The sequence below is a fragment of the Streptomyces acidiscabies genome (genome assembly GCF_020010905.1).
In the GTDB taxonomy this organism is placed as follows: Bacteria; Actinomycetota; Actinomycetes; order Streptomycetales; family Streptomycetaceae; genus Streptomyces; species Streptomyces acidiscabies.
In genome coordinates, this window is record NZ_JAGJBY010000001.1 from 1,316,344 (window position 1) to 1,340,883 (window position 24,540).

Annotated in this window: 20 protein-coding genes and 1 tRNA gene; 9 read left to right on the plus strand and 12 right to left on the minus strand. The window is 70.3% G+C overall.

What is annotated here, in order from left to right:
• Positions 1-26 precede the first annotated feature (26 nt).
• Positions 27-1,982 (minus strand): DUF8823 domain-containing protein, encoded by a 1,956-nt coding sequence (locus tag J8M50_RS06350; protein ID WP_010353300.1) that lies wholly within the window; start codon positions 1,980-1,982, stop codon positions 27-29.
• 136 nt (positions 1,983-2,118) lie between these two features.
• Positions 2,119-4,578, minus strand: a complete 2,460-nt coding sequence (locus tag J8M50_RS50015) for a D-alanyl-D-alanine carboxypeptidase (RefSeq protein WP_010353299.1) — start codon at positions 4,576-4,578, stop codon at positions 2,119-2,121.
• 1,715 nt (positions 4,579-6,293) lie between these two features.
• Here J8M50_RS50015 and J8M50_RS06360 point away from each other — a divergent pair.
• The 3 genes from J8M50_RS06360 (at position 6,294) to J8M50_RS06370 (ending at position 8,717) form a co-directional block, all read left to right on the plus strand.
• Positions 6,294-7,055: a GOLPH3/VPS74 family protein gene (locus tag J8M50_RS06360; protein WP_010350066.1), complete on the plus strand. Its 762-nt coding sequence runs from the start codon at positions 6,294-6,296 to the stop codon at positions 7,053-7,055.
• Positions 7,056-7,464: 409 nt separating this feature from the next.
• The gene (locus J8M50_RS06365; protein ID WP_010350067.1) at positions 7,465-8,346 is read left to right on the plus strand and encodes a helix-turn-helix domain-containing protein; all 882 of its coding nucleotides are present in this window, start codon (positions 7,465-7,467) and stop codon (positions 8,344-8,346) included.
• Positions 8,347-8,531: 185 nt separating this feature from the next.
• Complete coding sequence (locus J8M50_RS06370) at positions 8,532-8,717, plus strand: DUF397 domain-containing protein (protein ID WP_029183327.1); 186 nt, start codon at positions 8,532-8,534, stop codon at positions 8,715-8,717.
• A 194-nt stretch (positions 8,718-8,911) separates the two neighbouring features.
• Here the strand turns inward: J8M50_RS06370 and J8M50_RS06375 are convergent, their stop codons facing one another.
• From J8M50_RS06375 to J8M50_RS06385, 3 genes are all read right to left on the minus strand, one after another.
• Positions 8,912-9,793, minus strand: coding sequence for a MerR family transcriptional regulator (locus J8M50_RS06375; RefSeq protein WP_010350069.1), 882 nt, complete (start codon positions 9,791-9,793; stop codon positions 8,912-8,914).
• Between the two features lie 155 nt (positions 9,794-9,948).
• On the minus strand, positions 9,949-10,452 hold the full coding sequence (locus J8M50_RS06380; RefSeq protein WP_010350070.1) for a glutathione peroxidase: 504 nt from the start codon (positions 10,450-10,452) through the stop codon (positions 9,949-9,951).
• Positions 10,453-10,500: 48 nt separating this feature from the next.
• Entirely contained in the window at positions 10,501-11,469 is a 969-nt protein-coding gene (locus tag J8M50_RS06385) for an ArsR/SmtB family transcription factor (RefSeq protein WP_010350071.1), read from the minus strand.
• A gap of 89 nt (positions 11,470-11,558) precedes the next feature.
• Between J8M50_RS06385 and J8M50_RS06390 the strand changes: the two genes are divergently transcribed.
• Together J8M50_RS06390 and J8M50_RS06395 are read left to right on the plus strand one after the other, a co-directional pair.
• Entirely contained in the window at positions 11,559-12,758 is a 1,200-nt protein-coding gene (locus tag J8M50_RS06390) for an MFS transporter (RefSeq protein WP_010350073.1), read from the plus strand.
• A gap of 45 nt (positions 12,759-12,803) precedes the next feature.
• Positions 12,804-13,565 carry a hypothetical protein gene (locus tag J8M50_RS06395; RefSeq protein WP_010350074.1) on the plus strand — a complete coding sequence of 254 codons (762 nt, stop codon included), beginning with the start codon at positions 12,804-12,806 and terminating at the stop codon, positions 13,563-13,565.
• A 43-nt stretch (positions 13,566-13,608) separates the two neighbouring features.
• Here J8M50_RS06395 and J8M50_RS06400 read toward each other — a convergent pair whose 3' ends face one another.
• Positions 13,609-14,250, minus strand: coding sequence for a hypothetical protein (locus J8M50_RS06400; protein ID WP_010350075.1), 642 nt, complete (start codon positions 14,248-14,250; stop codon positions 13,609-13,611).
• 125 nt (positions 14,251-14,375) lie between these two features.
• Here J8M50_RS06400 and J8M50_RS06405 point away from each other — a divergent pair, with 125 nt between their 5' ends.
• Positions 14,376-16,181, plus strand: coding sequence for an acyl-CoA dehydrogenase family protein (locus tag J8M50_RS06405; protein ID WP_010350077.1), 1,806 nt, complete (start codon positions 14,376-14,378; stop codon positions 16,179-16,181).
• Positions 16,182-16,490: 309 nt separating this feature from the next.
• A complete protein-coding gene (locus tag J8M50_RS06410; protein WP_010350078.1) occupies positions 16,491-16,994 on the plus strand; it encodes a PaaI family thioesterase in 504 nt (167 codons plus the stop codon).
• 284 nt (positions 16,995-17,278) lie between these two features.
• Here J8M50_RS06410 and J8M50_RS06415 read toward each other — a convergent pair whose 3' ends face one another.
• The 4 genes from J8M50_RS06415 to J8M50_RS06430 form a co-directional block, all read right to left on the minus strand.
• The gene (locus J8M50_RS06415; RefSeq protein ID WP_010350079.1) at positions 17,279-18,502 is read right to left on the minus strand and encodes an AMP-binding protein; all 1,224 of its coding nucleotides are present in this window, start codon (positions 18,500-18,502) and stop codon (positions 17,279-17,281) included.
• 271 nt (positions 18,503-18,773) lie between these two features.
• Positions 18,774-19,436 carry a polysaccharide deacetylase family protein gene (locus J8M50_RS06420; RefSeq protein ID WP_029183328.1) on the minus strand — a complete coding sequence of 221 codons (663 nt, stop codon included), beginning with the start codon at positions 19,434-19,436 and terminating at the stop codon, positions 18,774-18,776.
• A gap of 13 nt (positions 19,437-19,449) precedes the next feature.
• On the minus strand, positions 19,450-20,142 hold the full coding sequence (gene xynA / locus J8M50_RS06425) for an endo-1,4-beta-xylanase XynA (RefSeq protein WP_010350081.1): 693 nt from the start codon (positions 20,140-20,142) through the stop codon (positions 19,450-19,452).
• 206 nt (positions 20,143-20,348) lie between these two features.
• Positions 20,349-20,915: a TetR/AcrR family transcriptional regulator gene (locus tag J8M50_RS06430; RefSeq protein ID WP_010350082.1), complete on the minus strand. Its 567-nt coding sequence runs from the start codon at positions 20,913-20,915 to the stop codon at positions 20,349-20,351.
• A gap of 109 nt (positions 20,916-21,024) precedes the next feature.
• Here J8M50_RS06430 and J8M50_RS06435 point away from each other — a divergent pair, with 109 nt between their 5' ends.
• Complete coding sequence (locus J8M50_RS06435; protein WP_010350083.1) at positions 21,025-22,221, plus strand: MFS transporter; 1,197 nt, start codon at positions 21,025-21,027, stop codon at positions 22,219-22,221.
• A gap of 245 nt (positions 22,222-22,466) precedes the next feature.
• Here J8M50_RS06435 and J8M50_RS06440 read toward each other — a convergent pair whose 3' ends face one another.
• Positions 22,467-22,847 (minus strand): nuclear transport factor 2 family protein, encoded by a 381-nt coding sequence (locus J8M50_RS06440; RefSeq protein WP_010350084.1) that lies wholly within the window; start codon positions 22,845-22,847, stop codon positions 22,467-22,469.
• Between the two features lie 216 nt (positions 22,848-23,063).
• Positions 23,064-24,065: a glycoside hydrolase family 5 protein gene (locus J8M50_RS06445; protein WP_010350085.1), complete on the minus strand. Its 1,002-nt coding sequence runs from the start codon at positions 24,063-24,065 to the stop codon at positions 23,064-23,066.
• Between the two features lie 338 nt (positions 24,066-24,403).
• Between J8M50_RS06445 and J8M50_RS06450 the strand changes: the two genes are divergently transcribed.
• Positions 24,404-24,476 (plus strand) — tRNA-Arg (locus J8M50_RS06450).
• The last annotated feature ends 64 nt before the right edge of the window (positions 24,477-24,540 follow it).

Below are 24,540 nucleotides of genomic sequence, written 5' to 3' on the forward strand. Positions count from 1 at the left end.
GGTACTAGTACCGGACTACGTGAGTGCTACTTGAGTTCGTCCGGGCACGGCGTCCCCCGGGGCAGCTGGTAGGGCGCCGCCAGTCGGTAGATGCCCGCCGTGGGGGCGACCAGCATCGTCCACTTGTCGCCCTCCGTGTCCTCCTCCGTCTCGTAGAGGCAGCCGTGGAGGTTCTCGTAGACCTTGGGCTCCCCCTCCTCACGGTGCTTGGACGCCTCGGTCTCCTGGGGTGCCTTGAGGCTCTTGCCCTGGGCGTCGACGATGCTCAGCCAGGGGGAGTAGGGGATCTTGACCAGGACCCGCCCGGCCCGCTTCACGTCGATCGTCATCTCGCCCTGCTCGGCGCGCTGGACCACCGCGTCGGGCTCGGCGAGCGGCGCCGGGTCGTTGACCCGGAAGAGCTGCCAGTTGGCGTCGCCCCAGATCTGCTTCAGGTAGGGCAGACCCCGCTGGACCAGCTCGCGCTCCCGCTCGGCGCCGTCCCCGTCCGGGGCGTCCTTGGGTACGACGACGAAGTGCACGGCCCAGCGCTTGAGCCATTCGTGGTAGTTCGCGGAGTTGAGGGTGTCGTCGTAGAAGAGCGGGTTGCGCTTCATGTCGGCCTGCCGGTTCCACCCGCGCGCGAGGTTCACGTACGGCGCGAGCGCGGACGCCTCCCGGTGCGAGCGCGCGGGTACCACCTCCACCCTCCCCTTCCCGGCGCCGACCTGCTGGAGCTCGTTCACCAGCGGCGCCAGCTCGCGCGCCCAGGAGGCGGCCGGAGTGGTACGGACGACGTCGTCGACCGACTTGAAACCGACCCACACCACGAACCCGACCGTCGCGATCACCAGCGCGTACCACTTACGGCTGCGCGGCACCGCGAACGGCAGCGCGCACGCCACCACGACCCCGCCGAACAGCATCGCGAGCCGGGTGATGTTGGAGCCGATCTGCGAGCTGACGATCCACACGCCGAGCACGAACAGCCCGTACACCGCCGCCGTGATCCGGACCGTTTTCCAGTCCTTCGGCACGGCGAGGAAGACGATCACCGAGTAGATGAACGGCAGCGACGCCGACCCGATCGACATCGGCTGCGTCCCGGAGAAGGGGAACAGCCACGCGGAGACGCCGACCACGATGGCCGGCGCGATGCCCAGCGCCCACGCACCCGGGCGTCGCTTCTGCAAAAACAGGGCGACCGCCACGAGTCCTACGAACAGGCCCGCGACCGGCGACGACATCGTCGCCAGCGCGGCCAGCGGCGCCGCGACCAGGGCCTTCGCCCAGCGCTTGTGGCGCCACTTGTGCGGCCAGCAGAAGACGGTGGCCACCGCGCCCAGCGCGAACATGTTGCCGAGGCCGAAGGTGACGCGTCCGCTCGCCGCGTTGCACAGGAACGCTACGACTCCTATCAGTGCAGGCCAGACCGGGTTCTTCACCGGCCGCGAGCGCAGCAGGATCAGCGTCAGCAGGCCCGCCGAGAGCGTCCCGGCGATCATCATCGTCGTCCGCACGCCGAGGATCGACATCAGGTACGGCGAGATGATGCTGTACGACACCGGGTGCATCCCGCCGTACCAGGCGAGGTTGTACGCGGAGTCGGGGTGGCGGCCGACGAACTCCGCCCACGCGTCCTGCGCTGCCAGATCGCCACCGCTGTTCGCGAACGTGAAGAACCAGAGCAGGTGCAGGCCGCCCGAGAGGACGGTCATGGAGAGCACCAGGTGGTTCATCAGCCAGGCGCGCAGGCGGTCGAGGCGGGCGCCGAAGCGGGCGTCCAGGCGGGCCCGGAGGCGGTCCTTGAGGCGGGTGCTCACCTCGGGGTCCCGCGTCTTCCCGCCGTCGGGGTCGAGCCGGTCATGCGAGCCGGACTGCGGCGCGGGCAGCCGTATTCGCGGGCCGGGGCCCGGGCCCGGACCGGTGTCGTCGCGTGTCGGCTCCGCAGTGGCCACCTGTAGGCACTCCCCGTGTCCCGTCTTCTTCTTCTCGTCCCCCATCGGCTTCCCGTAAGACCGCAGGGTTACGGCCACAGGGTGAGCGGCCGTCGAGTTGTGTCCGTTTCGTGACGCTAGCACGCAGCCCGCCGACCAGGACCGGGTGGTACTGGCCAGCGGGCTGCGGGAGCGTGCCGGGTCAGCCGACGCGGGTCAGCTTCGAGGTGAAGCCGGGCTGCGCCAACTCACTCCTGAGAGCTACGGGTACCTTCACGGCGCTCGCCGAGCCGCCGTCGCCGACCGTCAGGGTAGCTACCTGGGTACCCGCCTTCGCGGTGTGCGGGAGATCACCCGCGACGAAGGAGAGCTTCACCTTCAGGCCGGACCAGCCGGTCGCGGTGACGTCCCGCGTGACTACCACGGGGGTACGGCCGCCGAGGCCGTCGTCCACGTATCCGACGACCTGGCCCTTCTTCAGGATCGTCGCCGACGTCAGGACGTCCTGGGCCGCGCGGATCAGCTTGTCGCCGGAGTCCAGGGCCGCGCTGAGGATCGTGTTCTCCGGGCCGCCGGCGGGCTGCCGGACGACCGCGCCGATGATCGTCCGGGTCTCCCCGTTGACCTCTTTCTTCGCGGCGAACATCAGATTGCCCAGCGCCGAGGTCGTCGTACCCGTCTTGATGCCGACGACCTTGTTCTTGCCGACCAGGCCGTTCCAGTTCGAGTGGTACTCACCCTTGTAGTCCGTGTACGACATCATCGCCGCGACCTCGCGGAAGGCGGGCTGCTCCATCGCCGCCTTGCCGAGCTTCACCTGGTCGATCGCCGTCGAGACGGTCGTGTCGTTCAGGCCCGAGGGGTCCGTGTACGTCGTGTTCGTCATCCCCAGGTCCTTGGCGGCGGCGTTCATCTTCTCGACGAAGGCCGTCTCCGAGCCGGCGTCCCAACGGGCCAGCAGGCGGGCGACGTTGTTGGCCGACGCGATCAAGATGCTTTCCAGCGCCTCGCGTTGGGTGATCGCGTCGCCCTTCGTGACGTTCACGGTCGATTCCTGGCCCGCGTTCGACTGGTCCTGGGCGGCCTGGTCGATCGGGATCTTTGGGCCGTCCTCGCCGCTCTTCAGCGGGTGGTCCCTGAGTATGAGATACGCGGTCATCACTTTCGCGACGCTCGCGATCGGGACCGGCTTCTCCTGGCCCGACGAGCCGAACGTGCCCACGCCCTGTACGTCCAGCGCGGCCTGGCCCTGTGCGGGCCACGGGATGTCGACCTTGCCGCCCTCGAAGGTGTAGACGTTCTTCGCCGTCAGGTCGAGGGACGGGTTCGGGAGCGGGCGGACCATCTGTGCGATCGCGAACACGACCGCCAGCAGGAGCACCAGCGGCGTCCAGATCTTCAGCCGCCGTACGAGGGCGCGCAGTGGGGTGGGCGGCGGCGGGGGTGTGTTCGTCAGCTCCGCCAGCAGGTCCAACGGCGGTTTCGGCGGGAGGGGTTGCTGGGTGGTGCGCTCCGGGCCGACCTGGGGTACGGCGGTGGTGGCGGTCGACTCTACGCCTGTGGAGCTACGTGGTTTACGGCCGGACGGGTCGTCCAGGGGCTTCAGCGCGACGAACCTGCTGGTCCGCTCGGCTTCGGCTTCGCCGGCGGTTCCGGTACGGGTCTTGTCGGCGGGGGTGGGCTTTCCGGTGCCGCCCGGCTTCGGGGTGGCGCCGGTCTTCGCGGCTGCGCCGGTACCTGCGGTGGCGTTCGCGGTTCCGGCGGCGCCGGGCTTCTTCGGCCCGCCCGCGGTTCCGGAGCCTTCGGGCTTCCCGGCCGTGCCGGTCTTCCCGGTGGGGCCGGTTTCCTCGGAGGCGTTGGCCTTTTCGGCGGGGCCGGTCTTCCCGGCTGCGCCCCCGGGGTCGCTCGTCGGCCCGGCAGTGCCGGCTTTGCCCGCGTCGCCCGGCTTCGGGGTGGCGTCCGTGGTCCCGGCGGTGCCGGGCTTCTCGGTCGCGTCCGTGCCTGTGGTGTCGGGCTCCGTGGTGGCGGCCATCGTCCAGGCGGCGCCGGCGGCTTTGCCCGTGGTTCCGGTGGGGGTCGGCTTCTTGGCGTCGTCCGGTTTTCCGGAGTCCGCTGTGGCGGGCTTCCCCACGTCGCCCAGCTTCAGCATCGTCGTCGGCTGGTCGACGTTCGGCTTCGGGCGTACGGCCTTGAAGATCGCGGTCGGTTGGTCGATGGGGTCGGCGTCGTCGGAACGGGCCTTGGTGGAGGCCGAGTTGGTGTCGGCTTCGTCGGGAGCGGCCTTGTCTGCGGCGGACTTCTCGCCGGGCTCGGTGTCCTTCGCGCTGCCCGAATCGGCGTCGCTCTTCGGGGACTTGGCCTTGGCATCGCCGGGATCGGCCTTGCTGGTGGGCGAGTTGTCGCCGGAGGGGGTTTCCTCGCCGGACTCGGTGTCCTCGGCGGTGCCCGAACCGGCGTTCCCCGTCGGGGACTTGGACTCGGTGTTCGCCGAACCGGCCTTGTCCGTCGGTGAGTCGACTGTCTCGCCGTCGGCTTTCGAGGTCGGCGCGCCGTCGGCGTACGAATTCGTCGCGTCGTCGGGCGAGTTGTCCTGTTCGTCGGCCGAACCGGCGGTTCCCTGAGGGGAGTCGGCGTCGACATCGACGTACGCGTCCGCCGCCACGGCACCCGCAGCCGTACGACGTTCCCCGGACCCTCCGGAATCCGCCTCCCCGGCACCCTCACCCGCGCCGCGAGCCGAACCACCCCGCCCCGAGCCCCCCTCGGCGCCCCCAGAAGCCCCCTGAGCGCCCTTCACGCCCCCGGACGCCCCGGACCCGCTCCCAGTCTCCCCGGAGTCCTCAGAACGGCCCCCAGCCCCGCCGTCACCCTCACGGGCGCTGGCCTGATCGGCATCGTCACCGGAAGCATCGACGCCACCACCCTCGGTGCCCGCCTCCCCGACCGCGTCGGCACTCTCGGTACGCACCTTGGCGCCCGAAGCCCCCCGACCCTGATCGCTCACAGCACCCTCTTCGACACTCTGAGCTTCCCCGGCACTCCGGCCCTGCTCAGCGCTTCCGGCGACCCCGGCGTCACCGGCACCCCCAACCACCTTGGCGTCCCCGGACCCCTCGGTCTCCCTGGACACCTCGGTCTCCCCGGACACTTCAGCGCGCCCGGCACCTTCGGCTTCCCCGGCATCCTGGACTTCCCCGGCGTCTCCGGCGGCCCCGGCCACTCCGACCCCCTCAGTCGCCCCGGCTACCCCAGCCGCCTCGGTGCCCCCGGAATCCCCAGCTGCCCCGGCTGCTTCGGTCCCCCCGGAGTCCTCGGCCTCCTCGGCGTCTCCAGCTCCGCCGGAACTCCCGCCCGCCTCGGCGTCCCTGGAACGCCCGGCCCCGCCGGCACCCGCAGCCACCCCGGTGGCCCGGGACTTCTCGGCATCCCCGGCCCCGCCGGCGCTCTCGGTCGCCTGAGCGGCCCCAGTGCCCCCGGCATCCCCGGCCGCTTCGGTCCCCCCGGAATCCTTGGCTTCCCCGGCGTCCCCGGAACGCCCGGCCCCGCCGGCGCCCGCAGCCACCCCGATGGCCCGGGACTTCTCGGCATCCCCGGCCCCGCCAGCGCTCTTGGCCACCTGAGCGGCCCCGGAACCCTCGGTGCCCCCGGCAACCCCGCCCCGGTCGGAACCCTCAGTCGCCCCGGCTACCCCAGCCGCCTCGGTGTCCCCGGAATCCCCAGCGGCCTCGGCCGCTTCGGTCACCCCGGAACCCTCGGTGCCCCCGGCATCCCCGCCCCGGTCGGAACCCTCAGTCGCCCCGGCTACCCCAGCCGCCTCGGTGTCCCCGGAATCCCCAGCAGCCTCGGCCGCTTCGGTCACCCCGGAACCCTCGCCCGCCTCGGCGCCCCCGGCCCCGCCGGAACCCTCGCCCGCCTCGGCGCCCCCGGACCCCTCGGCGTCACCGGCGTTTCCGGCGTCCCCGTCCTTCGGCAACATCAGCACCCGCGTAGCCAGATCCACCCCCCCACCGTCCCCGCCCCCCACCGAGACCCGCGGATCGGGAACCGGCGCACCGGAACCCTGCGTCGGTCGTGACGACTCGTGCTGCTTCGACCTGTCGGGGGACTCGCCCGCCACCGATGCCTCCTCATATGCCGTACGGGCTGACGTACGGCACGAAACGAACCGTGAACTGCGTACCTGGCCACCAACACCCCGTACCCGGACGGCGCCTCGGCACTGTCCGAACCGTGTACCAGTGTCCTGTGTGGAGCGCTTGGCCCCTGCGGTAGACGAGAACGACATACCTGCCGGTTCCCTTACAAACAGGTCACGCACCCTCGACAGATGAATGTGAGAGGGGTCACCCTGTCTGTCATCCACGCGGGGAGGCATGGATGGGCAGGAGCCGCAGAACTCTTCCGGAAGAGCTTCTGTTGCTGGCGTTGGACCCGACCACGGGTACCACCGCACAGCCGCAGTCGCTCGACCTCGGTCTGGCCGGAGCACAGCTAGTGGAGCTGGCGCTGGCCGGACGGATAGCCCCTGACGGGGATCGTATCGCCGTGGTGGCACCACGGCCGACAGGTGATCCGACACTGGACCACGCACTGGAGTTGCTGCGCCGTCGTGGCGCTCCGGTCCGCGCGGTCCACTGGATCGGCGGGCCCCGCCTGGGGCTCCGCCAGACGTACCTCTCTCATCTGGAGCGGTGCGGCATGGTGCATGCCGTGGCCGGCCAGATGTGCGGGGTGCTGCCGACGACTCGCTATCAGGCGACGGACAACGCGATCAGCCGGGAGATCAGGTCCCGGCTGGACTCCGCGATCCGCACCGGCGTACCGCCGGACCCGCGGACCGCGGCACTCGCTGCGCTCGCGCACGCGGTCGGCCTCGGCAAGCACCTGTACCCGGGCAACGAGGGTCGCTCCTCGCGCTCCCGGCTACGGGACCTGATCAGGCACGACCCGATGGGCGGCCTCGTGGCGCACGCCGTGATGGACGTCCAGAACGGCGTGGCCGTCCAGCCGCGCCGGCCCGCCCCGGCACCGGCCGGCCGTCAGGCCGCGCCACCACCCGCCAGGGCGAGCGCGGAAGCGGCCCATGGAGTCCCGGCGCAGCCACGCCGGACCACCATGGCGCGCGTCGTGGCCCACTGAGCCGCAGTCCCACGACGCAGCCGCAGACACAGACGCGTACGGCTACCACCGTGGCCGTAACTCTCGGGTAGTAGCTCCGGGGTCGTACCCCGGAGGTGGTAACCCCTGAGACGTAACTCCGCGCCCCACCGACCCGTTCGGGAGCCGCGCGCACGCGCGGGGTGGTGTGTCCGTTTCGCCGATCAAGGCGAAACGGTACGCCGCCCCGCGCGGACGCATGTCCGAAAACAGGTGCCCCGGCGCGGAGTTGAAGCGGTGTTGAACACACCCAATCCGCCAGTATCCCCGAACTTGCGGGCCTGGCTGGCATATCCGTGGTTTCCCAGCGGTAATAAGCCTGTTGGTGGCAGTCTGCTCAGCAGCAGATACGCAAAGTATCAACAGGCATCCAGCCGGAGGTGCACGTCTCATGCCGTCCAACACCAATCCCACCGTGCGTCGTCGGCGTCTCGGTCTCGAACTGCGCAGGCTCCGCGAGTCGAAGAACATGACGGCCGAGCAGGTGGCCAAACGCCTGCTGGTCTCGCAGTCGAAGATCAGCCGACTGGAGAACGGCCGGCGCAGCATCAGCCCCCGGGACGTCCGCGACCTGTGCGGGGTCTACGAGATCGAGGACGAACGCGTCGTCGAGTCGCTCATGCAGATGGCGCGCGAATCCCGCCAGCAGGGCTGGTGGTACGCGTTCAAGGACGTCCCGTACAGCGTGTACATCGGCCTGGAGGACGACGCGTCCAGCCTGCGCACGTACTCGCCCCAGGTCATCCCCGGACTCCTCCAGACGCCGGAGTACGCCGCGGCCGTCATCAAGGGCGCGCTGCCCGAGAGTTCGGCGGAGGACATCGAGAAGCGGGTGGAGGTCAGGCTGCGCCGGCAGGGGCGGCTCGGCGAGCAGATCCACCCCGTCACGGGGGAGGTCAAGGAGCCGGTACGGCTGTGGGTCGTCATCGACGAGGCCGTCCTGCGCCGGACCGTCGGGAGCCGCCGGGTGATGCGCGAACAGCTGGAGCACCTGCTGGAGTTGGGCAAACTGCCGCACGTCACCATCCAGCTGCTGCCCTTCGACGCCGGCGCGCACCCCGGGCTCAACGGGGGTTACTCGATCCTGGAGTTCGCCGAACTCGCCGACTCCAGCGTGGTCTACATCGAGGGCGTCACCAGCGACCTGTACCTGGAGAAGCACCACGACGTGCAGATCTACGCCCTGATGTACGAGCACCTGCGGGCGCAGGCCATGAACGTCGAGGTGTCCGGCCAGACCATCGAGTCCATCGCGAAGGAATATGCGCGCTGAGAGCCTGTGCTCCGAGGCGAAAGGCCGCACTGTACAGGGCTGTTGCGCTCCAGTGTGAGGTTTTCCCGGAATATGCCACCAGGTCGGGTGAATGACTGGCCCCGGGGGTGGGGTCTCCCAGTAGCGTCGAATTGCGCCAGCGATCAACGGTGTTGGCGCGAAGAGAACCAGCACTGGAGCAGAAGATGGCAATTCGTCAGAGCGCCACGCACGTGTGGACGAAGTCCTCGTACTCGGTCGGGAACGGCGAGTGCGTGGAGGTCAGGTCGCCCGCAGCGGCGCTGGCCGTCCGCGACTCGAAGCGTCCGGAAGCCGCCGCCCTGGCGTTCCCCGCCGCGGCCTGGACCGTCTTCGTGGAGTCGGTCAAGTAGCGGAGCCCGCCAGGTAGTTGAGCCAGTCGAGCAGCCAAGTCGCCGATTCGGCCGGGAAGTCGAGCGGTTGAGCCGGCCGAGTAACTGAACAAGCACCACCGAGAGCCCTCTCGACGAGTATCGCCGTCCTTGCCGAGGGGGCTCGGCTTGTGCCCGGTCAGTGTCCGTCCGGCCTGCGTCCGGGCCCGGTGGGTCTAGGTCCTGTCGCCGGTCGTCCCCCGCCGCACCGGGTACGCGATGTCGCACACCGGATCCTCCGCCCCCGCCGCGTCCCAGTCCGCGAAGTACACCTCCCGGCACGGGCCGTCGTACTCCCACCCCTCCCGCCGCATCCACGCCTCCACGGCCTCGTACGCCGCGAGTATCTGGGGATGAGCCACCTGAGCCTTGGTGACCCGCGTGACGGCCAGCCGCCGCGCCGGCTCCAGACGGGTACGGGTATGACGGGTACGGGGTTGTCCCGCGACCCACGTCCGCGCCGCCCCGGCGTCCGCCACGGGTACGCACGCCTCGGCGGGACCGTCGCTCTCCATCGACGACTCCGCGTGGTACGCGACGAACGGGTACCCGGCGATGCCGCCGCAGCCGGCCGCCGCCTCCTCCAGCCGGCCCAGCGCCGCCGGGATCCACACGGGCAGCTCGTCCGCGAGGACGTGCCGGGTCTCGGTGATCAGCAACTGCTCGGGGACTTCCACGAGTTCGACCGTGAACGCGTCGTACAGGTCAGCCATCTCCTGGCCCTTTCCGGTCATACGACGACGGAGGTAGCCGGCGAGCGCGCGCCGCTCGGCGTGGCGGGTCTCGGCCTCGGACCAGTACGCGTCCAGGAGCCCGGCACCTTGCTCGCCGTCCGCCTCGACGATCCCGGCGATCCGCGCGAGCGGCATGTCCAGGCGGCGCAGCAGGGCGACCAGGCGGGCGCGGTCGATCTGGTCCACGCGGTAGTAGCGGTAGCCGCTTGCCGGGTCGATGTGCGCCGGGGGCAGCAGGCCCAGCCGGTCGTACAGCCGCAGCGCCTTCGCGGACAGGCGAGAGCGTGCCGCGAAGGCGCCGATGCCGAAGAGTCCCTCGTCCATCCCGCCATCCTCCGTCACCGGACGGGGTCGTCCGGTGGGAGGAGGCTCGGGTCTGACCTTGGGGGAAGGTCAAGGAGGGGGTGGTACGGGGGTACGTCATACCTGGGGGTTCGTACCGGGGTATGTCATACCGGGGTACTTGAGAGGGACGCGGCTCAGCCCGCGAGCTGGGCCTCGACCGCCGTGACGACATCCGTCGACTCCGGCTCGGTCTGCGGGGAGAAGCGGGCGACGACGGAGCCGTCCCGGCCGATGAGGAACTTCTCGAAGTTCCAGCGGATGTCGCCGGTGTGGCCCTCCGCGTCGGCGAACCCGACGAGCCGCTCGTACAGCGCGTGCCGGTCCTCCCCGTTGACCTCGACCTTCTCGGTCATCGGGAACGTCACGCCGTACGTCGCGGAACAGAACTCCGCGATCTCCTCGGAGCTGCCGGGCTCCTGGCCCATGAACTGGTTGCAGGGGACGCCGAGCACGGTGAAGCCCTGCGCCGCGTACTGCTCCTGGAGCTTCTCGAGGCCCGAGTACTGCGGGGTGAGCCCGCACTTGGAGGCGACGTTCACGACGAGGACGACCTGACCGGCGTACTGGGAGAGGTCCGCGGAGCCGCCCTTGAGGGAGTCGATCTCTACCTGGAGGGGGGAGGTGGCGTTGTTAGTCATGCTTCGGATGCTAACTCCGTGGGGTTACCTCTCCAGGGTGAGGGCGGTCTACGCCCTCGGTACCCCCTCCACGACCGCGTCCCCCACCCCCGTCCGCACGTACAGCACAGACCTCCCCACCCGCCGCCGCTCCACCAGCCCCGCGTCCCACAGCACCCGCAGATGCCGCCCGACCGACCCGAGCCCCTGCCCGGTGACGGCGACGAGCTGGGTCGTACTCATGGGCCGCCCCAGCAGCACAAGGACCCGCGCCCGCCCGGCCCCCAGCAACGCGTCCAGCGCCCCGACCTGCCCGGCCGCCCCGCGCTCCTCCGTGAGCACCCCCACGCAGGGGTAGACGACCGCGTACCGCGAGGACTCCTCCCACGCGACCCACCCCGTCTGCGGAGTCACGGGGACGAAGACCAGTTCCGCGCCGGAGATCTCGCGGGGCGGATACTCGTGCCGGTTCACCTGGAACGTGCTCTCGCCGAGCCAACGGGTCCCCGGCCGCAGGGAGTTGAGCACGGCCGCCCATCCGCCCCGGCTCACCTGGTCCAGCCGTACGGCGATGTCCGCTTCGAGGACGTGCCGCCGCCGCTCCCAGTAGGGCCGGACCGCCTCCGCCCACACCCACTCCATGAGGTCGGCGGCGCGGTCGGGCAGGTCGTCCCGCACCAGTACCTGAGGCAGATCCCCGGCGAGGGCCATCCGCAGATGGGCATGGGACTCGGCGACCCCGGCGGACCGTACCCGTAGTACTTCGGTGGCGAAGTCCTCTCCACCCCGGGGTGTAGGCGTCAGGAAGTCGGCGATCCAGTCCCGGCCGAGCCCCGCCTTCACGAGCAGCGCGGTGACGGGGTCGGCGGCGAGCCGGGCACGGTACGCGGGCAGGTGCGCGGCGAGCCACCGGCTCTCCCCGGGATGCTGCCCCACCCCGGCGTGCAGCAGCTTCAGCGCGGCGAAGGTCTCGGCGAGGGGCGACAGCACGAACCGGCTCCGGGCGAGCGTGTCGGCGTTGACCTGCCACAGGCCCACGGGTTCCTCCTTGCCGGCCTGAAAGTACGACCTTTCGCGTACCCGCGAAACAATAACCACCCCGCCCGGGCCACCCCGAGACTCCGTCCATGACCGGCGCACCCACCACAACCGCTTCCACAACCCCGTACAGAGCCCTCTTCACGACCCCCGAATTCACCCCCCTCTTCCTCTCCTCCGCGACCCACGTCGCCGCCCAGACCCTCGCGGGCCTGGCCCTCGGCACGCACGTCTACCGCGAGACGAACTCCCCCCTCCTCTCCGCGCTGAGCATGTTCGGCCCGTCGCTGGCCCAGGTCCTCGGCGCGACCTTCCTCCTCTCGGGAGCCGACCGCCTCCGCCCCCGCGCCACGCTCACGGCCCTCTCCCTGGCGTTCGCGACGACCACGGCCCTGGTCGCGGTCCCCGGCCTCCCGCTGGGCGCCGTGTTCACGGTGCTGCTCCTCCAGGGCCTGGTCTCGGCGCTGGGCGGCGGGGTCCGCTGGGGCCTGCTGAACGAGATCCTCCCCAACGGGGCGTACCTGACCGGCCGTTCCCTGTTCAACATGATGAACGGCCTGATGCAGATCAGCGGTTACGCGGCAGCGGGCCTGCTCCTCACGATCGTCAGCCCGCCCCAAGTCCTCGCGCTGGCCGCCCTGTTGTACGTCACCTCCGCCGCGACCGCCCGCGCGGCCCTTGCCGAACGCCCACCCCGCACCACCGGCCGCCCCACCCCGGCGGAAACCTGGCGCACGAACGCCGAGCTGTGGTCCTCCCGGCCCCGCCGCCTCACCTACCTCGGCCTGTGGATCCCCAACGGCCTTGTCGTGGGATGCGAATCGCTCTTCGTCTCCTACGACCCCGGCGCGGCGGGCACCCTGTTCGCGTGCGCGGCGCTGGGCATGCTGATCGGCGACGTGACCGTGGGCCGCGTCCTCCGACCCGCCGTACGGCGCAGGGCGGTCACCCCGCTCCTGCTGCTCCTGGCGGCGCCGTACGCCGTGTTCGCGTTCCACCCTCCGCTCCCGGTCACCGCGACGGCAGCGGTGCTCGCGTCGATCGGGTTCGGCGCGAGTCTGGCCCAGCAGGAACGCCTGATGGAGCTGACGCCACCTCAACTCAGCGGCCACGCGCTGGGGTTGCACTCCTCGGGGATGCTCGCCCTCCAGGGACTCTCGGCGGCGGCAGCGGGCTCGCTGGCCCAACTCGCCGGTCCCGCACGGGCGATGGCGGTGATAGCAGCGGTCTCCGTGGCTGTCACCCTCGCCCTGCACCTGGCCGACAACGGGCGTCGAATCCGGCCGTAAGGGGGAGGAACCAGGAGCCCACGCCGAACGGACGGAGCCTCCTGGATGAGCGGCGCGCTGCAAGACCTCCTGGTGAACCTCTCCTCCGCGTCGCTCGCGTTCGGGGCGGGCTGGTCGTTCGACAGGGCCCGTGACCTGTGGCGCTTCCGGGACACCCGGGGTTTCTGGAAGCCGTTCACCGCGCACGACCTGAAGATGGTGACGTCGATCTTCATCCAGGAGGAGCACTACATCTGGGAGCGCTCGGGCCTGGTCGGCGTAGGGGACGTCCTGGCCATCCACGAACTACGGCAACAACTCCAGCGCACCGGCGTGAAACACCTCCCCCTCACCCCGAGCCACCACCTCACGGGCTTGGAGCGCCGGGCCAACCTCATCCTCGTCGGCGGCCCCCACTCCAACCGCGTCACCGCCGAGGTCGTCCAACGCCTGCCGCTCACCTACACGTTCGGCCCGGTGGAGGAGCACGACGCGAGAATCACCGACGCGCGCACGGGCGAGATCCTCTCCCCGGACATCACCCCGGACAACCAACTGGCGGTGGACCTGGGCATCTTGGTCCGCGCCCCCAACCCCTTCCAGCCCGACCGCCACATAGTCATCCTCGCCGGCAGCTTCGGCTTCGGCACCAGCGCCGCCGCTCGCCTCCTCTCCGACCCGGAATTCCTCAACCACCCGCTGGTGTCCGGAGGTTCCCCCTTCGAGGCGGCCTTCTCGGTGGAGGTGGTCGGCGGCGAACCCCAACGCATCGACCTCAAGGGACTGAGAGAACTGGACACGGCGGTGCGGAGACAGACGGGGACGTAAAAAGGGCCGATAACGCGAGGAGTTGCGGCAACCACCGGCCCCCTCACCGCTCCTCCGGCACGCCACCCTCCAGCAGCCGTTCCCCGATGTCATCGGCCCACAGCTGAGCCCACCGCCTGAGCCGCCCCACGTCCGCGCACCCCGTGAACTCCGTGTCATCGAGCCACTCGGTGCGCACCAACCTCCCCTGGAGATCGGCGAGTTCGAGGCCGTCGGGGCTGTGGCGGCGGCCCAGTTCCTCCAGTTCCGGCCAGCTCCAGGTGTCGGCGCCGGCGGCGACGCGGGCGAGGTCGCGGGCGTACCCGCGCCGGACGAAGTCGCGGACCTTCACGCCCAAGGCGTCCGGGAGGGAGAGGGCGAGGCCCAAGGGGGTCTCGACGGGAGGGCGGTGGAAGATCTCCTTGCAGAGCGAGACGGAGACCGGGCCCTCCGGAAAGCCGACGGCCAGCCGGGCGAACAGCGGCCCCTTCTCGGCGACTTGGGCCGCCCACCCCAACTCGGCCAAGCCCACCGCGACTTGGGAGGCGATCCACTCCAGCCGCGACGGATGCTCGGTGGCCACCCCGACCCCGCGCGACCACCCCACCACCCCGTGCGCACGCAGCGCGCAGCCACCCGTCAGCGCGAGGGGATACGGCGACCCGACGGCGAGGACATCGGCCGCCAGGGACCGCTCCGTGAACATGGCTGGATTATGCCGGGGATACATGCCCACCCGGGGGCGCGCGACCAGCGAAACGCTCCTCACCGGCAACATCGGTCGTTCCACGGGCACTTGACGCACTCGACACCCGCCCTGACCATGAGCCCATGAACGCGATGTCCGACGAGATCGCAGTCATGTTGTCCGCCGACCGGCAGGAGGAGGCGTACCGCCACCACCGAGAGCTCTTCACCCAGCCCCTGTTCGCACAGGACTGGCGGGCGAGGCCGACGGACCCGGGGCGGCGCGCGTACGAGCGGTACCTGCGCCTGCTGCCGAAGCTGCGGCCCATGGAAGCGGCTTTCGACGTCCGTGAGTTGGTCACTCTGACCGAGTGGGCGACGACGGTGGATCCGCACCTGGCGCTGCTGCTGAGCGTCCAAGTGAACCTGGCGCTGGGCACGTTGACGGAGTACTCGCCGCTGTCCGGCGAACCCGAACGCACCCGCCGCCGCATGCTGGAAGGCCGCGCGGTCGGCTCGTACGTGGTGACCGAACTGGGCCACGGCAGCGACCTCAACAACGTCGAGACGATCGCCGAATTCGACACGGACACCAGGGAGTTCGTGCTGACCACCCCGTCCTCGACGGCGGTCAAGTTCATGTCCAGCACCGCCCCGCCCCCGCTCGCCGGCGTGTCCCGCTTCGGCGTCGTCCTGGCCCGGCTGCGGCTCTGGGGCGAGGACCGGGGACCGTACGCCTTCCTGGTCCACCTCACGGCCCCCGACGGCACCGTCCTGCCCGGCGTCACGATCCGTCGCCTCCCCGACAAACCGGTCCTCGGCATCGACAACGCGCTGACCCGCTTCGACGGCGTCCGCGTCGGCCTGGACTGCCTCCTCTCGCCGGAGGGCACGCACGTCACGCCCGAGGGCGAACTTGTGGAACCGCTTTCTGAGAACAACCGCACCTGGCGCGCGATCAGCAGAGTCCGTACGGGCCGTATCGCGGCGGCGGCGATGGCGGCAGCGGCGGCGCGGGCCTCCCTCTCCATCGCCGTACGGCACGCCGCGCAGCGCGAGATCGAGAGCAAGGCGGGCGGCCGTATCCCCCTCGCGCACGTCCGCTCCCACCACGGCCGCCTGCTGGACGTACTGGCGGAGACGTACGTCGCGACGCTCGCCGTCCGCGAGGCGTCGTCCGCGTTCGCCGGTATCCCCGACGAGTACGCCTCAGGGGTGACGGACGAGATAGCTCTCACGAAGTACTTCGTCACGACCGTCGCCGCCCGCGCCTGCGACGAGGCCCGCGAACGGCTGGGCGCGCAGGGCGCGTTCGCGCACAACAGGATCGTCGAGTACCGCGCGCTGCGGGACGCGGTGACCACGGCCGACGGCGACAGCCAGGTGGGCGCCCTGCACGCGGCGTACCGGCGGCTGGCTCTCGCGGAGGAGAAGGGTACGACCCGCTGGGACCCCGCCCAGCCCTGCGGCGCGGACACCCCCGACCGGTGGCTCAGCTGGCTGGCCGTACGTGAGGAGTACCTCCACCGCAGGGCCCGGCGCCTGCACGCGACGTCCGGCGGCGACGCCCAGGTCCGCTGGGACCGCACCTCGCACGCGGCGCTGGCGGCGGCGGAGGCGCACGCGGCGTACAAGGCGGCCGACGCCCTCTCTCGCCGTACGGACGCCGTCTCCGACGCGACCCGCCGCGTCCTGCACGACCTCCTGACCCTCTTCGCGGTCCGCCAATGCCAGTCCCACGGCGCCGACTTGCTCCCGGACGGCCCCTTCCCGGCCCTGACGGAACCCCTCCCGGCGATGGCGGACCGCCTGCACGACCGCCTCGCGCCGCACCTGCGCACGCTCACGGAGGCGTTCGAGCTGCCCACCGGGCTGCTGGGCACGCCGTTCGAGGCGCCGGAGGGGTTCGTGTCGTACTACGCGCGGGCGCTGGACCCCGCCGGGGAGTGAGCGCGGGGGAGCGCGGGAGTGGCAGTGCGTGCCAGGCACTCAGTGACACCGGGAAGCGGGGTTCGGAAGGGCTCGCGGTGGGCATGCCGACGGGCACGAAGCATGCCGGCGGGCACAGGAAAAGGCTGCGCGAGGCTGCGGCCGAACCAGCGAGCGCGCGAGGCGCTTAGGCCGATGATCCGACTTGCCGCGCGCGCCGTTTCCGCGCGCCCCCGTGCACCCGAGATGGAGACCCGGCCCTTGGATTAGGCCGGTGCGGGTTGTTGCATGGGTGCCTTCCAGCACCCCTACGACCTCGGAGTTTTCCCGATGACTACCGCCACACTCGCGCCCCTCTCCCCGGTCCTCGCGTCGGACAGCCCGTTCGTTCGGCGCCTCCGTCGTATGAGCGGTCTGAAGGCGATCCAGGAGTCCGCGGCGCACGGCACCGGGTTCTTCCCGTTCAGTGACGGGCTCGGTGTCCGGGTCCAGATGGCAGAGCGCGGCCGGGTGATCCTGAGCGCCACCCCGACGGACGGCCACAGCAGCTGGCCCGGCTTCACGCACGGCGGATTCACCGCGACCCTGTGCGACACGGCGTGCGCGCTGGCCGCGCTGTCGACCGTGCGGCGCGGCACCAAGGCCGTGACCGGCAACTTCAGCATGAACCTGCTCCAGCCGGTGCCGGCGGGCAGCTTCCGCATCACCTGCGTGGGCAGGGCGACCCAGACCCAGGGCCCGCGCATCCTCGCCCACGCCGACGTCACCACCCCCGACGGCACGCTCCTGGCCCACTCCACGGCCCTGTTCCTCACGAAGGACCTGATGGCCTGAGCCGTAGTACCTCCCGCAGCCGCAGGCACGCCGCACCCGGCGTCCTGCGGCTTTCGCATGCCCTCATCTCCGGCGAAAATAGCGCTCGTTACGCGAATCAACGACACGAGCCACGCCAACGGCACTGAGTGCACACCGATTTGGGCGCGGTCCTTCCGGTGGAATGTCACCGAGTGCCCGGACGCCACGACTGCCCATATGGCGGTAGGCAGTTGCGCCAACTCGGGGGGCACGGGTGCGGACGAAATTTCCAACGTTCGGCGGAAGGCGTTCGGCGGAAGGCATCAGCCGTTCCTGCGCGCCGCCTTGTTGAGATGGCTCTTCAGCGTCGTCGTCAGCGGCACGGTGTCGAGCGCGGTGAAGAAGCGCGGTACGGCATGGCCGGGCAGCCGGTTCGTGCACCAGGACACCAACTCCCCTTCGGACGCGTCCGATACGACCTCCGCGGCCACCACGGACCCGACGAACGGCGCGGTCCGCGCGAACACCCGCGCCCAGTGCACGTCCGGATGGGCGAGCAGCACGTCCCGCACCTGCCCGGCGGAGAGCCTCAACCCCCCTACGTTCAGCTGGTCCTGGCCGAGCCGCCCGCTCAACACCACACGTCCGCCCACGAATTCGGCCCGGTCACTGGTCGCGATCCACTCCGGCACCCCGTCCGCGCCGTGCACGGGGCGGACGTACAACTGCCCGTCCCGCACGCGCAGTCCGGGCTTCGTACTGTCCGTGCGCTCCAGCCACTCGACGGGGAACCCGGCCTTCCCGTCGTGCACGACGACGCAGGCGCCCGCCTCGGTGGAGGCGTAGATCCAGGTGATCCGCGCGGAGGGGAACACGCCCCGCAGCCGGTCCAGCAGCGGCTGGTCCACCGGCTCGCCGCCCAGCGTGATCTGCCGGGGCCGGAACTCCGCGAGCCCCGGATCGGCGGAGGCCAGCGCGAGCCGCCAGAACGAGGGCGTCGCCGACACCGCGTCCACCCCCTCCGCGAGCGCCACCGGCAGCCACTGGTCGGGGCGCGGACCCGGCGCCGTCACGAGGTCCTGGCCGGGGAACGCGAGGCTGAGCGCGACGAGTTGCCACCAGGCGTACGTACCGGGGGAGTAGGGGAGCAGCCAGCGGTGCGGCGCCGGGGGAGCGGCGAGCGTCGTCAGCGAGGACAGCGTGTGCGCGAGCAGCCGGGGCCGGCCCGCGCTCCCGCTGGTCGTCAGCCAGATCCGGCCGGGCCGCGCGGGCCGCCCCTCGGAAAACCGCCGCAACTCCTTGTACAACGTTTCATCGACCCGCTCGCGCGCGACGACCAGCAGCTCACCGGGGTTGCCGAGATGGGCGCGGGCGGCCGTCAGCGCGTCGAGCTGGCCGTCCGCGAGGACGACCGTGCGCCGCTCCAGCGGGGGCGGGTCAAGACGCCACCAGGTCCCCCGGAACCCCTCGCAGACGATCCGGTTCTCCAGCGGGTCCCCCGACCTGCGGCCTCGGCGTTCCCCCGGAGCGACGCGTCTGTGCGGCATCCCACGACTCCTTTTGGCCACGCCGGTCCGGGGCACGGGACGTACGCCGGTTTCGGGGCGCTGGACGTCCCCCACCACACCTATCCCGTCAACCCCCTCCCCCGGGAGGCGTACGGCAGGCGCTCAAGTGGCAACCGGGCCCCGGCCACCCCCTGAGATGCCCCCGCCTCACTCTTCCGCTGGATTGCAGGGCCCGGCCCTGACGGGAGACCGCCCGGTTCCCGGGCATGATGACGGCGCGGCGGCCGACAGCCGCCGCGCCGGAAAACCGCTACGGCGCCACCGCGCGCCCGGTCGACGGCGAGATCGCCCCCGAACACAGGCCGCGCGACGCGAGGTTCTGCGCGATCCGGGGGATCGCGGCGCGCGTGTTGGCCGGCCAGTCGTGCATCAGGATGATCTGGCCGTTGGTGAGCCGCCCGACGGCGGCCACGATCGCGTCGGTGCTCGCGTTGTTCCAGTCCTGCGAGTCGACGTCCCAAATGATCTGCCGCAGCCCGTACTTGGCCGCCACCGCCTGCACGGTCGCGTTGGTCTCGCCGTACGGCGGCCGGAACAGCCGGGGAGTGCCGCCGCCCGCGTTCGCGATGGCCTGCTGCGTGCGGGACAGCTCCGAGTCGACCTGGGCCTGCGGGAGTTGGGTGAGGTGGGGGTGGGTGTAGCTGTGGTTGGCGACCCACATCCCCGCCGACACCTGGGCCCGCACCTGCGCCGGGTAACTCGCCGCGTTCTGCCCGGTGTTGAACATCGTGGCCCGAAGGCCGTTCGCGGTGAGGGCGCCCAGCAGGGCCTGGGTGTTCCCGCCGGGGCCGTCGTCGAAGGTGAGACCGACGTACCCGGAACAGGCGGCGGCCTGCGCGGGAGCGGCGTTGACCGCCAACCCGGTCAGTGCGGCGACCGCCGTCATGGCTGCGAGGGATCGTACGGATAACATGCCGTCAACTCCCTCAGTTCACCGTGATGTTGGAGCTGCCGCTGCTCTGGTATCCCTCCGTGGCCATGATCATGTAGTAGTTGAACGAGCCCATCCGCATCCCGACCCGTCCCCACGCGTCGAAGTGGTTGCCGGTCGTGATGGTCCCGCCGGTGCGCTTCTGCTGGCGCACGCTCCAGTACTGGTTGAAGGTCTTGGTGCCTTCCACGGACGGGGCGTTGTACCGCGTCGTCTGGTAGATGTCGTACGTGCCGCCGTCGCTGGTCACGGTGCCCTTGTAGGTGCCCGTCGGGCGGTACGTCCCCCAGTTGTCGACGATGTAGTACTCGACCAGCGGGTTCGACGTCCAGCCGTACAGCGCCAGGTAGGCGTTCCCGGACGGGTTGAAGCTGCCCGAGTAGTTCACGTTCCTGCGGCTGCCGTTGCTCCAGCCCTTGCCGGCCACGAAGTTGCCGGTGTTGCGCCACGAAGTGCTGTAGTTCCCGCCGTTGTTGAGGGTCATCGAGACGGTGCCCTGCGAGTCCGTCCAGAACGAGTAGTAGTACCCGGAGTTGTTGCCGGTCTGGTTGGTGGTGACGACCGTCGCGGCGTGCGCGGTGCCCGGCATGACGAGGGCGATCAGCGCGACCAGAGCCGTTGTGCAAACGGTTGCTGCGAAGATCCTGAAGCGGCTGAGAGGGCCGCTGAGTGCGGGTGCGGCGTGCATGGCGTGCTTCCTCCTGGTCCTGCAGAGGTAAGGGTGCCTGACGGGGGACAGTGTTGGTATGACCCCGACAACTGTCAACAGTTTCGGCAGACGGTTCGAAACATTCGCGCAAGTCGTGCCTGATCAGCGCGCGTAGCGCGTAGGCAATGCGGTCACTTGCCCCAGGTTGCGGGCCATGAATCCCGAATGTTTCGCACGTCTTCCGGTCAGTTTTTACCCTCGGGGAATCCCCGTCCGCGCTCCAGGACCGCCTGGACGATCTCCGCGATGCCGTCCCGCCCGATCGGGGTGTCGTCGAAAAAGTTGTGCAACGTGAACCCCTCGACCAGCGCGTCCAGCGCGCGGGCCGTCAGTGGGTCGAAGTGCCTGGCCAGCGCGTCCCGGCTGGCCCGCATCCAGCTGTTCAGCACCGTCCGCAGCTCCGGGGCGCGCGCGGCGAACGCGTACAGCTCGAACGTCAGCAGCGGATCGCGGTCGCTCGTCCACAGCGTCCCGCTCATGATGTCGACGACCGCGTCCCGCGCCTCCTCCGCCGTCCGCGCCGCCTCCAACTGGGCCCGGTAGTGCGCCGATACGGTCTCCGCGAGCCGCGTGAACGCCTCCGTGAGGAGCTGGTTCAGGTCGTCGAAGTAGTACGTCACCGACCCGAGCGGGACGCCCGCGGCGGCGGCGATCCTGCGGTACGTGACGCGGATGGCGCCCTCCTCGGCGACGACGTCGAGGGCGGCGGCGAGGATGAGGTCGCGGCGGGAGGTGGTCCCTGGTGAGGTCATTCTTGAAAACGCTTTCTGCCGCCGTGAACTGGAATGTACATTTGTACAACCCGGTGGGCGAGGAGGTCTGCCGGGCAGCCGACCCCGCACCCACGAAAGATGCATTCTGATGGATCAGGCCGTGCGCAGGCGCCGCCGGGCGCTGTTCGTCTTCTTCCTGCTCGCCGGGATCTCGATGTCGTCGTGGGTGACCCGCACCCCCGCGATCCGCGACCGGCTCGGCCTGTCCACGGGCGAGATGGGGCTCGTCCTGTTCGGTCTCTCGCTCGGCTCGATGCTGGGCATCCTCTGCTCCGGCCGCCTCGTCTCCCGCTTCGGCACCCGCCCGGTGATCCTCTGGGGTACGTCCGTGCTGGTCGCCGGCCTCGCGACCGTCGCCGTCGGCGTCCTCGCGTCGTCCACGCCCCTCGTCACGGCCGGCCTCTTCCTCTTCGGCTCCGGGATCGGCGGCGGCGAGGTCGGCATGAACATCGACGCGACCGACGTCGAACGCCTCACCGGCGTCACGACGATGCCGACGCTCCACGGCTGCTTCAGCCTCGGTACGGTGCTCGGCGCGGGCGTCGGCATCGGGGCAACTGCCCTGGACGTACCGGTGCAATGGCATCTCGCCGGGGCAACCGCCGTAGCCGTAGGGCTCCTTGCGTACGCGTTCCCGGCGATTCCCGCTGGTACCGGCCGAGTTGAGAAGGCACCGACCGCCGACGCCGGCAGCCCCCGTACGGCCCTGTGGAAGGACCGCAAGCTCGTCCTGATCGGCACGATCGTCCTCGCCATGGCCCTCGCCGAGGGCTCCGCCAACGACTGGCTCCCCCTGATCATGGTCGACGGCCACGGCATGGGCGAGGCCGCCGGGTCCCTGGTGTATGCCGGTTTCGCCGCCGCGATGACGCTGGGCCGCTTCAGCGGAACGTACTTCCTGGACCGCTTCGGCCGAGTGAACGTCGTCCGCGCGAGCGCCCTCTCCGGCGCCCTCGGCCTCCTCCTGGTCATCGTCGCGGACAACGCGGTGATAGCCGGAATAGCCGTACTCCTGTGGGGACTTGGCGCCTCCTTGGGCTTCCCCCTGGCCCTCTCCGCCGCCGGCGAATCCGGCCCCGACGAAACGGCCCGCGTCAGCCTGGTCGCGATCATCGGCTACCTCGCCTTCCTCGTCGGCCCCCCGACCCTCGGCTTCCTCGGCGAACACGTGGGCCTGCGGCCGGCGATGCTGGTGGTCCTGGCGTGCGTGGCGTGCGCGACGTTCGCTGCGCCGGCGGTGGATACGGGGCAGCGGCGACGGGAGGCGGTGGGGGAGGGGGCGTGAGGGGCGCGGGCGAGCTCTGGCGCGTCGGCCCTCACCTCGCGCGCGCGGACATCACCGGGGCCGTACGACGCGGTGTTCCGGTCGAAGCGGCCAACTACCAGGACGACAGCGCCTGTTCCCCGACGGCGCGACCACCCTCGCCGGTGACGCCGCGAAGCCCCGCCAGCCGACGGCGAGTTCGTCCCGTACCAGCACAGCAGCACGTCACCCGACTACGGCCCGGGTGACGTGCTGCCGCCGTAGGTTCAGAACATGGTGTTGTCGTTGGCGCTCTTCTCGGGCACTTCCTGGATCACGTCCCAGTGCTCGACGATCTTCCCGTCGGCGATGCGCCAGAAGTCGGCGACGGCCATGCCGCGGTCGCCGGGCTTGAGGTGCAGATTGCTGTGGGTGACCACCAGGTCCCCTTCGGCGATCGCGCGCTTGATGTCCAGGCGCAGGTCGGGGAACTGCCCGTGCAGCCAGTGGACGTAGCCGATGAAGGCCTGCGGGCTGTCCTGCGCCTCGGGGTTGTGCTGGGTGTAGGTCTCGCCGAGGTGGGCGGCGGCGGCAGCCTCGGGCTGGTAGTCGTTGAAGGCCTGCTCGTAGAACGCGATCACGAGCGCCTTGTTGTCCGTGGCGGACATGCGTGTCTCCTGTCTGACAGCGGGTACGACTCGGTCGCTCAGGGCCCTTGATGCGAGCGATTCACTTGAGAGGACAATAACTGACCACTCAGGTATTCCTCTGTCGGCATGACGGCCTTCATGCTGAATCCCTACTCGCCCGGCGCGCTGTGACTCAGTATTCGCAGGCCCTCGGCGAACCGCTCACGGTGTTCGGCCGACAGGGGCAGACGCGTGTCAGTAGCCCCAGCCCCAGCGGACCTGGGTGACGCCGGAGGAGTTGGTGTTCGACAGTCCGCTGCCGTTGTGGGCCTGGAGCGAGTAGGTGTCACCGGTCCGCAGCGCGGGCCAGTAGACGCTGCCCATCCCGGTCGAGCGGGCCGTGTCGGTGACCGCGGCGAGGTACGACTGGAACTGGCCGTTGTCGTGGTTCGCCAGGTAGTCGGTGCCCGTGGTCATCGGGGCCCCGAACTCGTCGATGATCGTCCGGTCGGTGTAGCTGCCGATACGGTTCTTGAAGTCCGTCACCCAGGACGATTCCTTGGTGTACGTGTTCCAGTAGCCGTAGTAGTGGAGCGACAGCAAGGTGCCGCTGAGGGCGGACGAGGCCCCGACGCCGGTCACGTTGTCGTTGTAGCCGGTGCCGCTGATGACGACCCGGCCCCTCGGGACGCCGGGGAACTGGGCGAGCCAGGAGGAGCAGACCGAGACCCACTGGCTCAGCGAGTAGCCGTACGGCTCGTTCAGCGGCTCGAAGTAAACGTTGCCGTTGTTGCCGTAAGCGTTTACCACGGTGGCCCACATGGCCTGCCACGCGGCCATGTCGGTGACCGTGCCGACGCTGGTCTTCTCGGTCCAGGCGCTGATGACCACCTTCATGCCGTCGGCGAGCGCCGCGTCGATCGCGCCCCGGTAGGAACTCCACCAGGACTCGCTGACGCTGGGCGGATTGATCGGCAGACGTACGGTGTTGGCGCCGAGGTTGGACTGGAACGACTTGATGTAGCTGTCGGCGACCGAATAGACCTGCGAGTAGCTGTCCGACGCGGTCAGACCGTCCGGGATCACCCACCCGGTGTTGTAGTTGTCGCGGGCGTCGGCCCAGTTGACCCCCTTGAACTGGTTGGTGGCGGCTGCGGCCGGCTGTGCGGGGGCGAGGATCAACTGGGAAGCGCAGATCAAGGCGGCCACCGAGAGGAGGTGGGCCAGCGTCTTCCGGGTGAACGTGCGAGTGGACATGGCTGCTCCGTGCGTGCGGGGGCCCACCTTGGTGGAAAGTGTGAAGGAATGTTGTTGCTGGCTGTTTGACTCTGTCGGAACATTGCGACCTCCCTCGTCACGCCGTCAACCCTCCGAAGGGGAACCGGTTGGCAAAGTCGTCGCCCGGCGACGGGGAGCACGAGGGTGCTGGACGAGGCCGTCGCGCCCGGCGGAAACGCGGTGCAACCGCGTCACCGGACCCTTCGCCCCCGGCAACCCGCGCCCGCCCGCATCGGCTACCCTGTCCTTGGTCGGTAGTCGGTTCGCCATGTCGCCTGTGCGAGCACCGAAGCAGGGGACATGACACCGCAACTGGCGCCTTCGTAGCTCAGGGGATAGAGCACCGCTCTCCTAAAGCGGGTGTCGGCAGTTCGAATCTGCCCGGGGGCACGTGACTGATCAGGGCGAGGGCCCCGGATCTCCCACTTCAGGGATGGTCCGGGGCCCTCTTCTG

Bases quoted from the DNA above. Each gene is read 5' to 3' on its own strand.
- J8M50_RS06430 (WP_010350082.1), bottom strand. From the start codon at position 20,915: ATGACCTCACCAGGGACCACCTCCCGCCGCGACCTCATCCTCGCCGCC.
- J8M50_RS06370 (WP_029183327.1), top strand. From the start codon at position 8,532: ATGGCAATTCGTCAGAGCGCCACGCACGTGTGGACGAAGTCCTCGTAC.
- J8M50_RS06445 (WP_010350085.1), bottom strand. From the start codon at position 24,065: ATGTCCACTCGCACGTTCACCCGGAAGACGCTGGCCCACCTCCTCTCG.
- xynA (WP_010350081.1), bottom strand. From the start codon at position 20,142: ATGCACGCCGCACCCGCACTCAGCGGCCCTCTCAGCCGCTTCAGGATC.
- J8M50_RS06410 (WP_010350078.1), top strand. From the start codon at position 16,491: ATGACTACCGCCACACTCGCGCCCCTCTCCCCGGTCCTCGCGTCGGAC.
- J8M50_RS06360 (WP_010350066.1), top strand. From the start codon at position 6,294: ATGGGCAGGAGCCGCAGAACTCTTCCGGAAGAGCTTCTGTTGCTGGCG.
- J8M50_RS06395 (WP_010350074.1), top strand. From the start codon at position 12,804: ATGAGCGGCGCGCTGCAAGACCTCCTGGTGAACCTCTCCTCCGCGTCG.
- J8M50_RS06350 (WP_010353300.1), bottom strand. From the start codon at position 1,982: ATGGGGGACGAGAAGAAGAAGACGGGACACGGGGAGTGCCTACAGGTG.
- J8M50_RS06400 (WP_010350075.1), bottom strand. From the start codon at position 14,250: ATGTTCACGGAGCGGTCCCTGGCGGCCGATGTCCTCGCCGTCGGGTCG.
- J8M50_RS06415 (WP_010350079.1), bottom strand. From the start codon at position 18,502: ATGCCGCACAGACGCGTCGCTCCGGGGGAACGCCGAGGCCGCAGGTCG.
- J8M50_RS06390 (WP_010350073.1), top strand. From the start codon at position 11,559: ATGACCGGCGCACCCACCACAACCGCTTCCACAACCCCGTACAGAGCC.
- J8M50_RS06405 (WP_010350077.1), top strand. From the start codon at position 14,376: ATGAACGCGATGTCCGACGAGATCGCAGTCATGTTGTCCGCCGACCGG.
- J8M50_RS06435 (WP_010350083.1), top strand. From the start codon at position 21,025: ATGGATCAGGCCGTGCGCAGGCGCCGCCGGGCGCTGTTCGTCTTCTTC.
- J8M50_RS06440 (WP_010350084.1), bottom strand. From the start codon at position 22,847: ATGTCCGCCACGGACAACAAGGCGCTCGTGATCGCGTTCTACGAGCAG.
- J8M50_RS06380 (WP_010350070.1), bottom strand. From the start codon at position 10,452: ATGACTAACAACGCCACCTCCCCCCTCCAGGTAGAGATCGACTCCCTC.
- J8M50_RS06375 (WP_010350069.1), bottom strand. From the start codon at position 9,793: ATGGACGAGGGACTCTTCGGCATCGGCGCCTTCGCGGCACGCTCTCGC.
- J8M50_RS06420 (WP_029183328.1), bottom strand. From the start codon at position 19,436: ATGTTATCCGTACGATCCCTCGCAGCCATGACGGCGGTCGCCGCACTG.
- J8M50_RS06365 (WP_010350067.1), top strand. From the start codon at position 7,465: ATGCCGTCCAACACCAATCCCACCGTGCGTCGTCGGCGTCTCGGTCTC.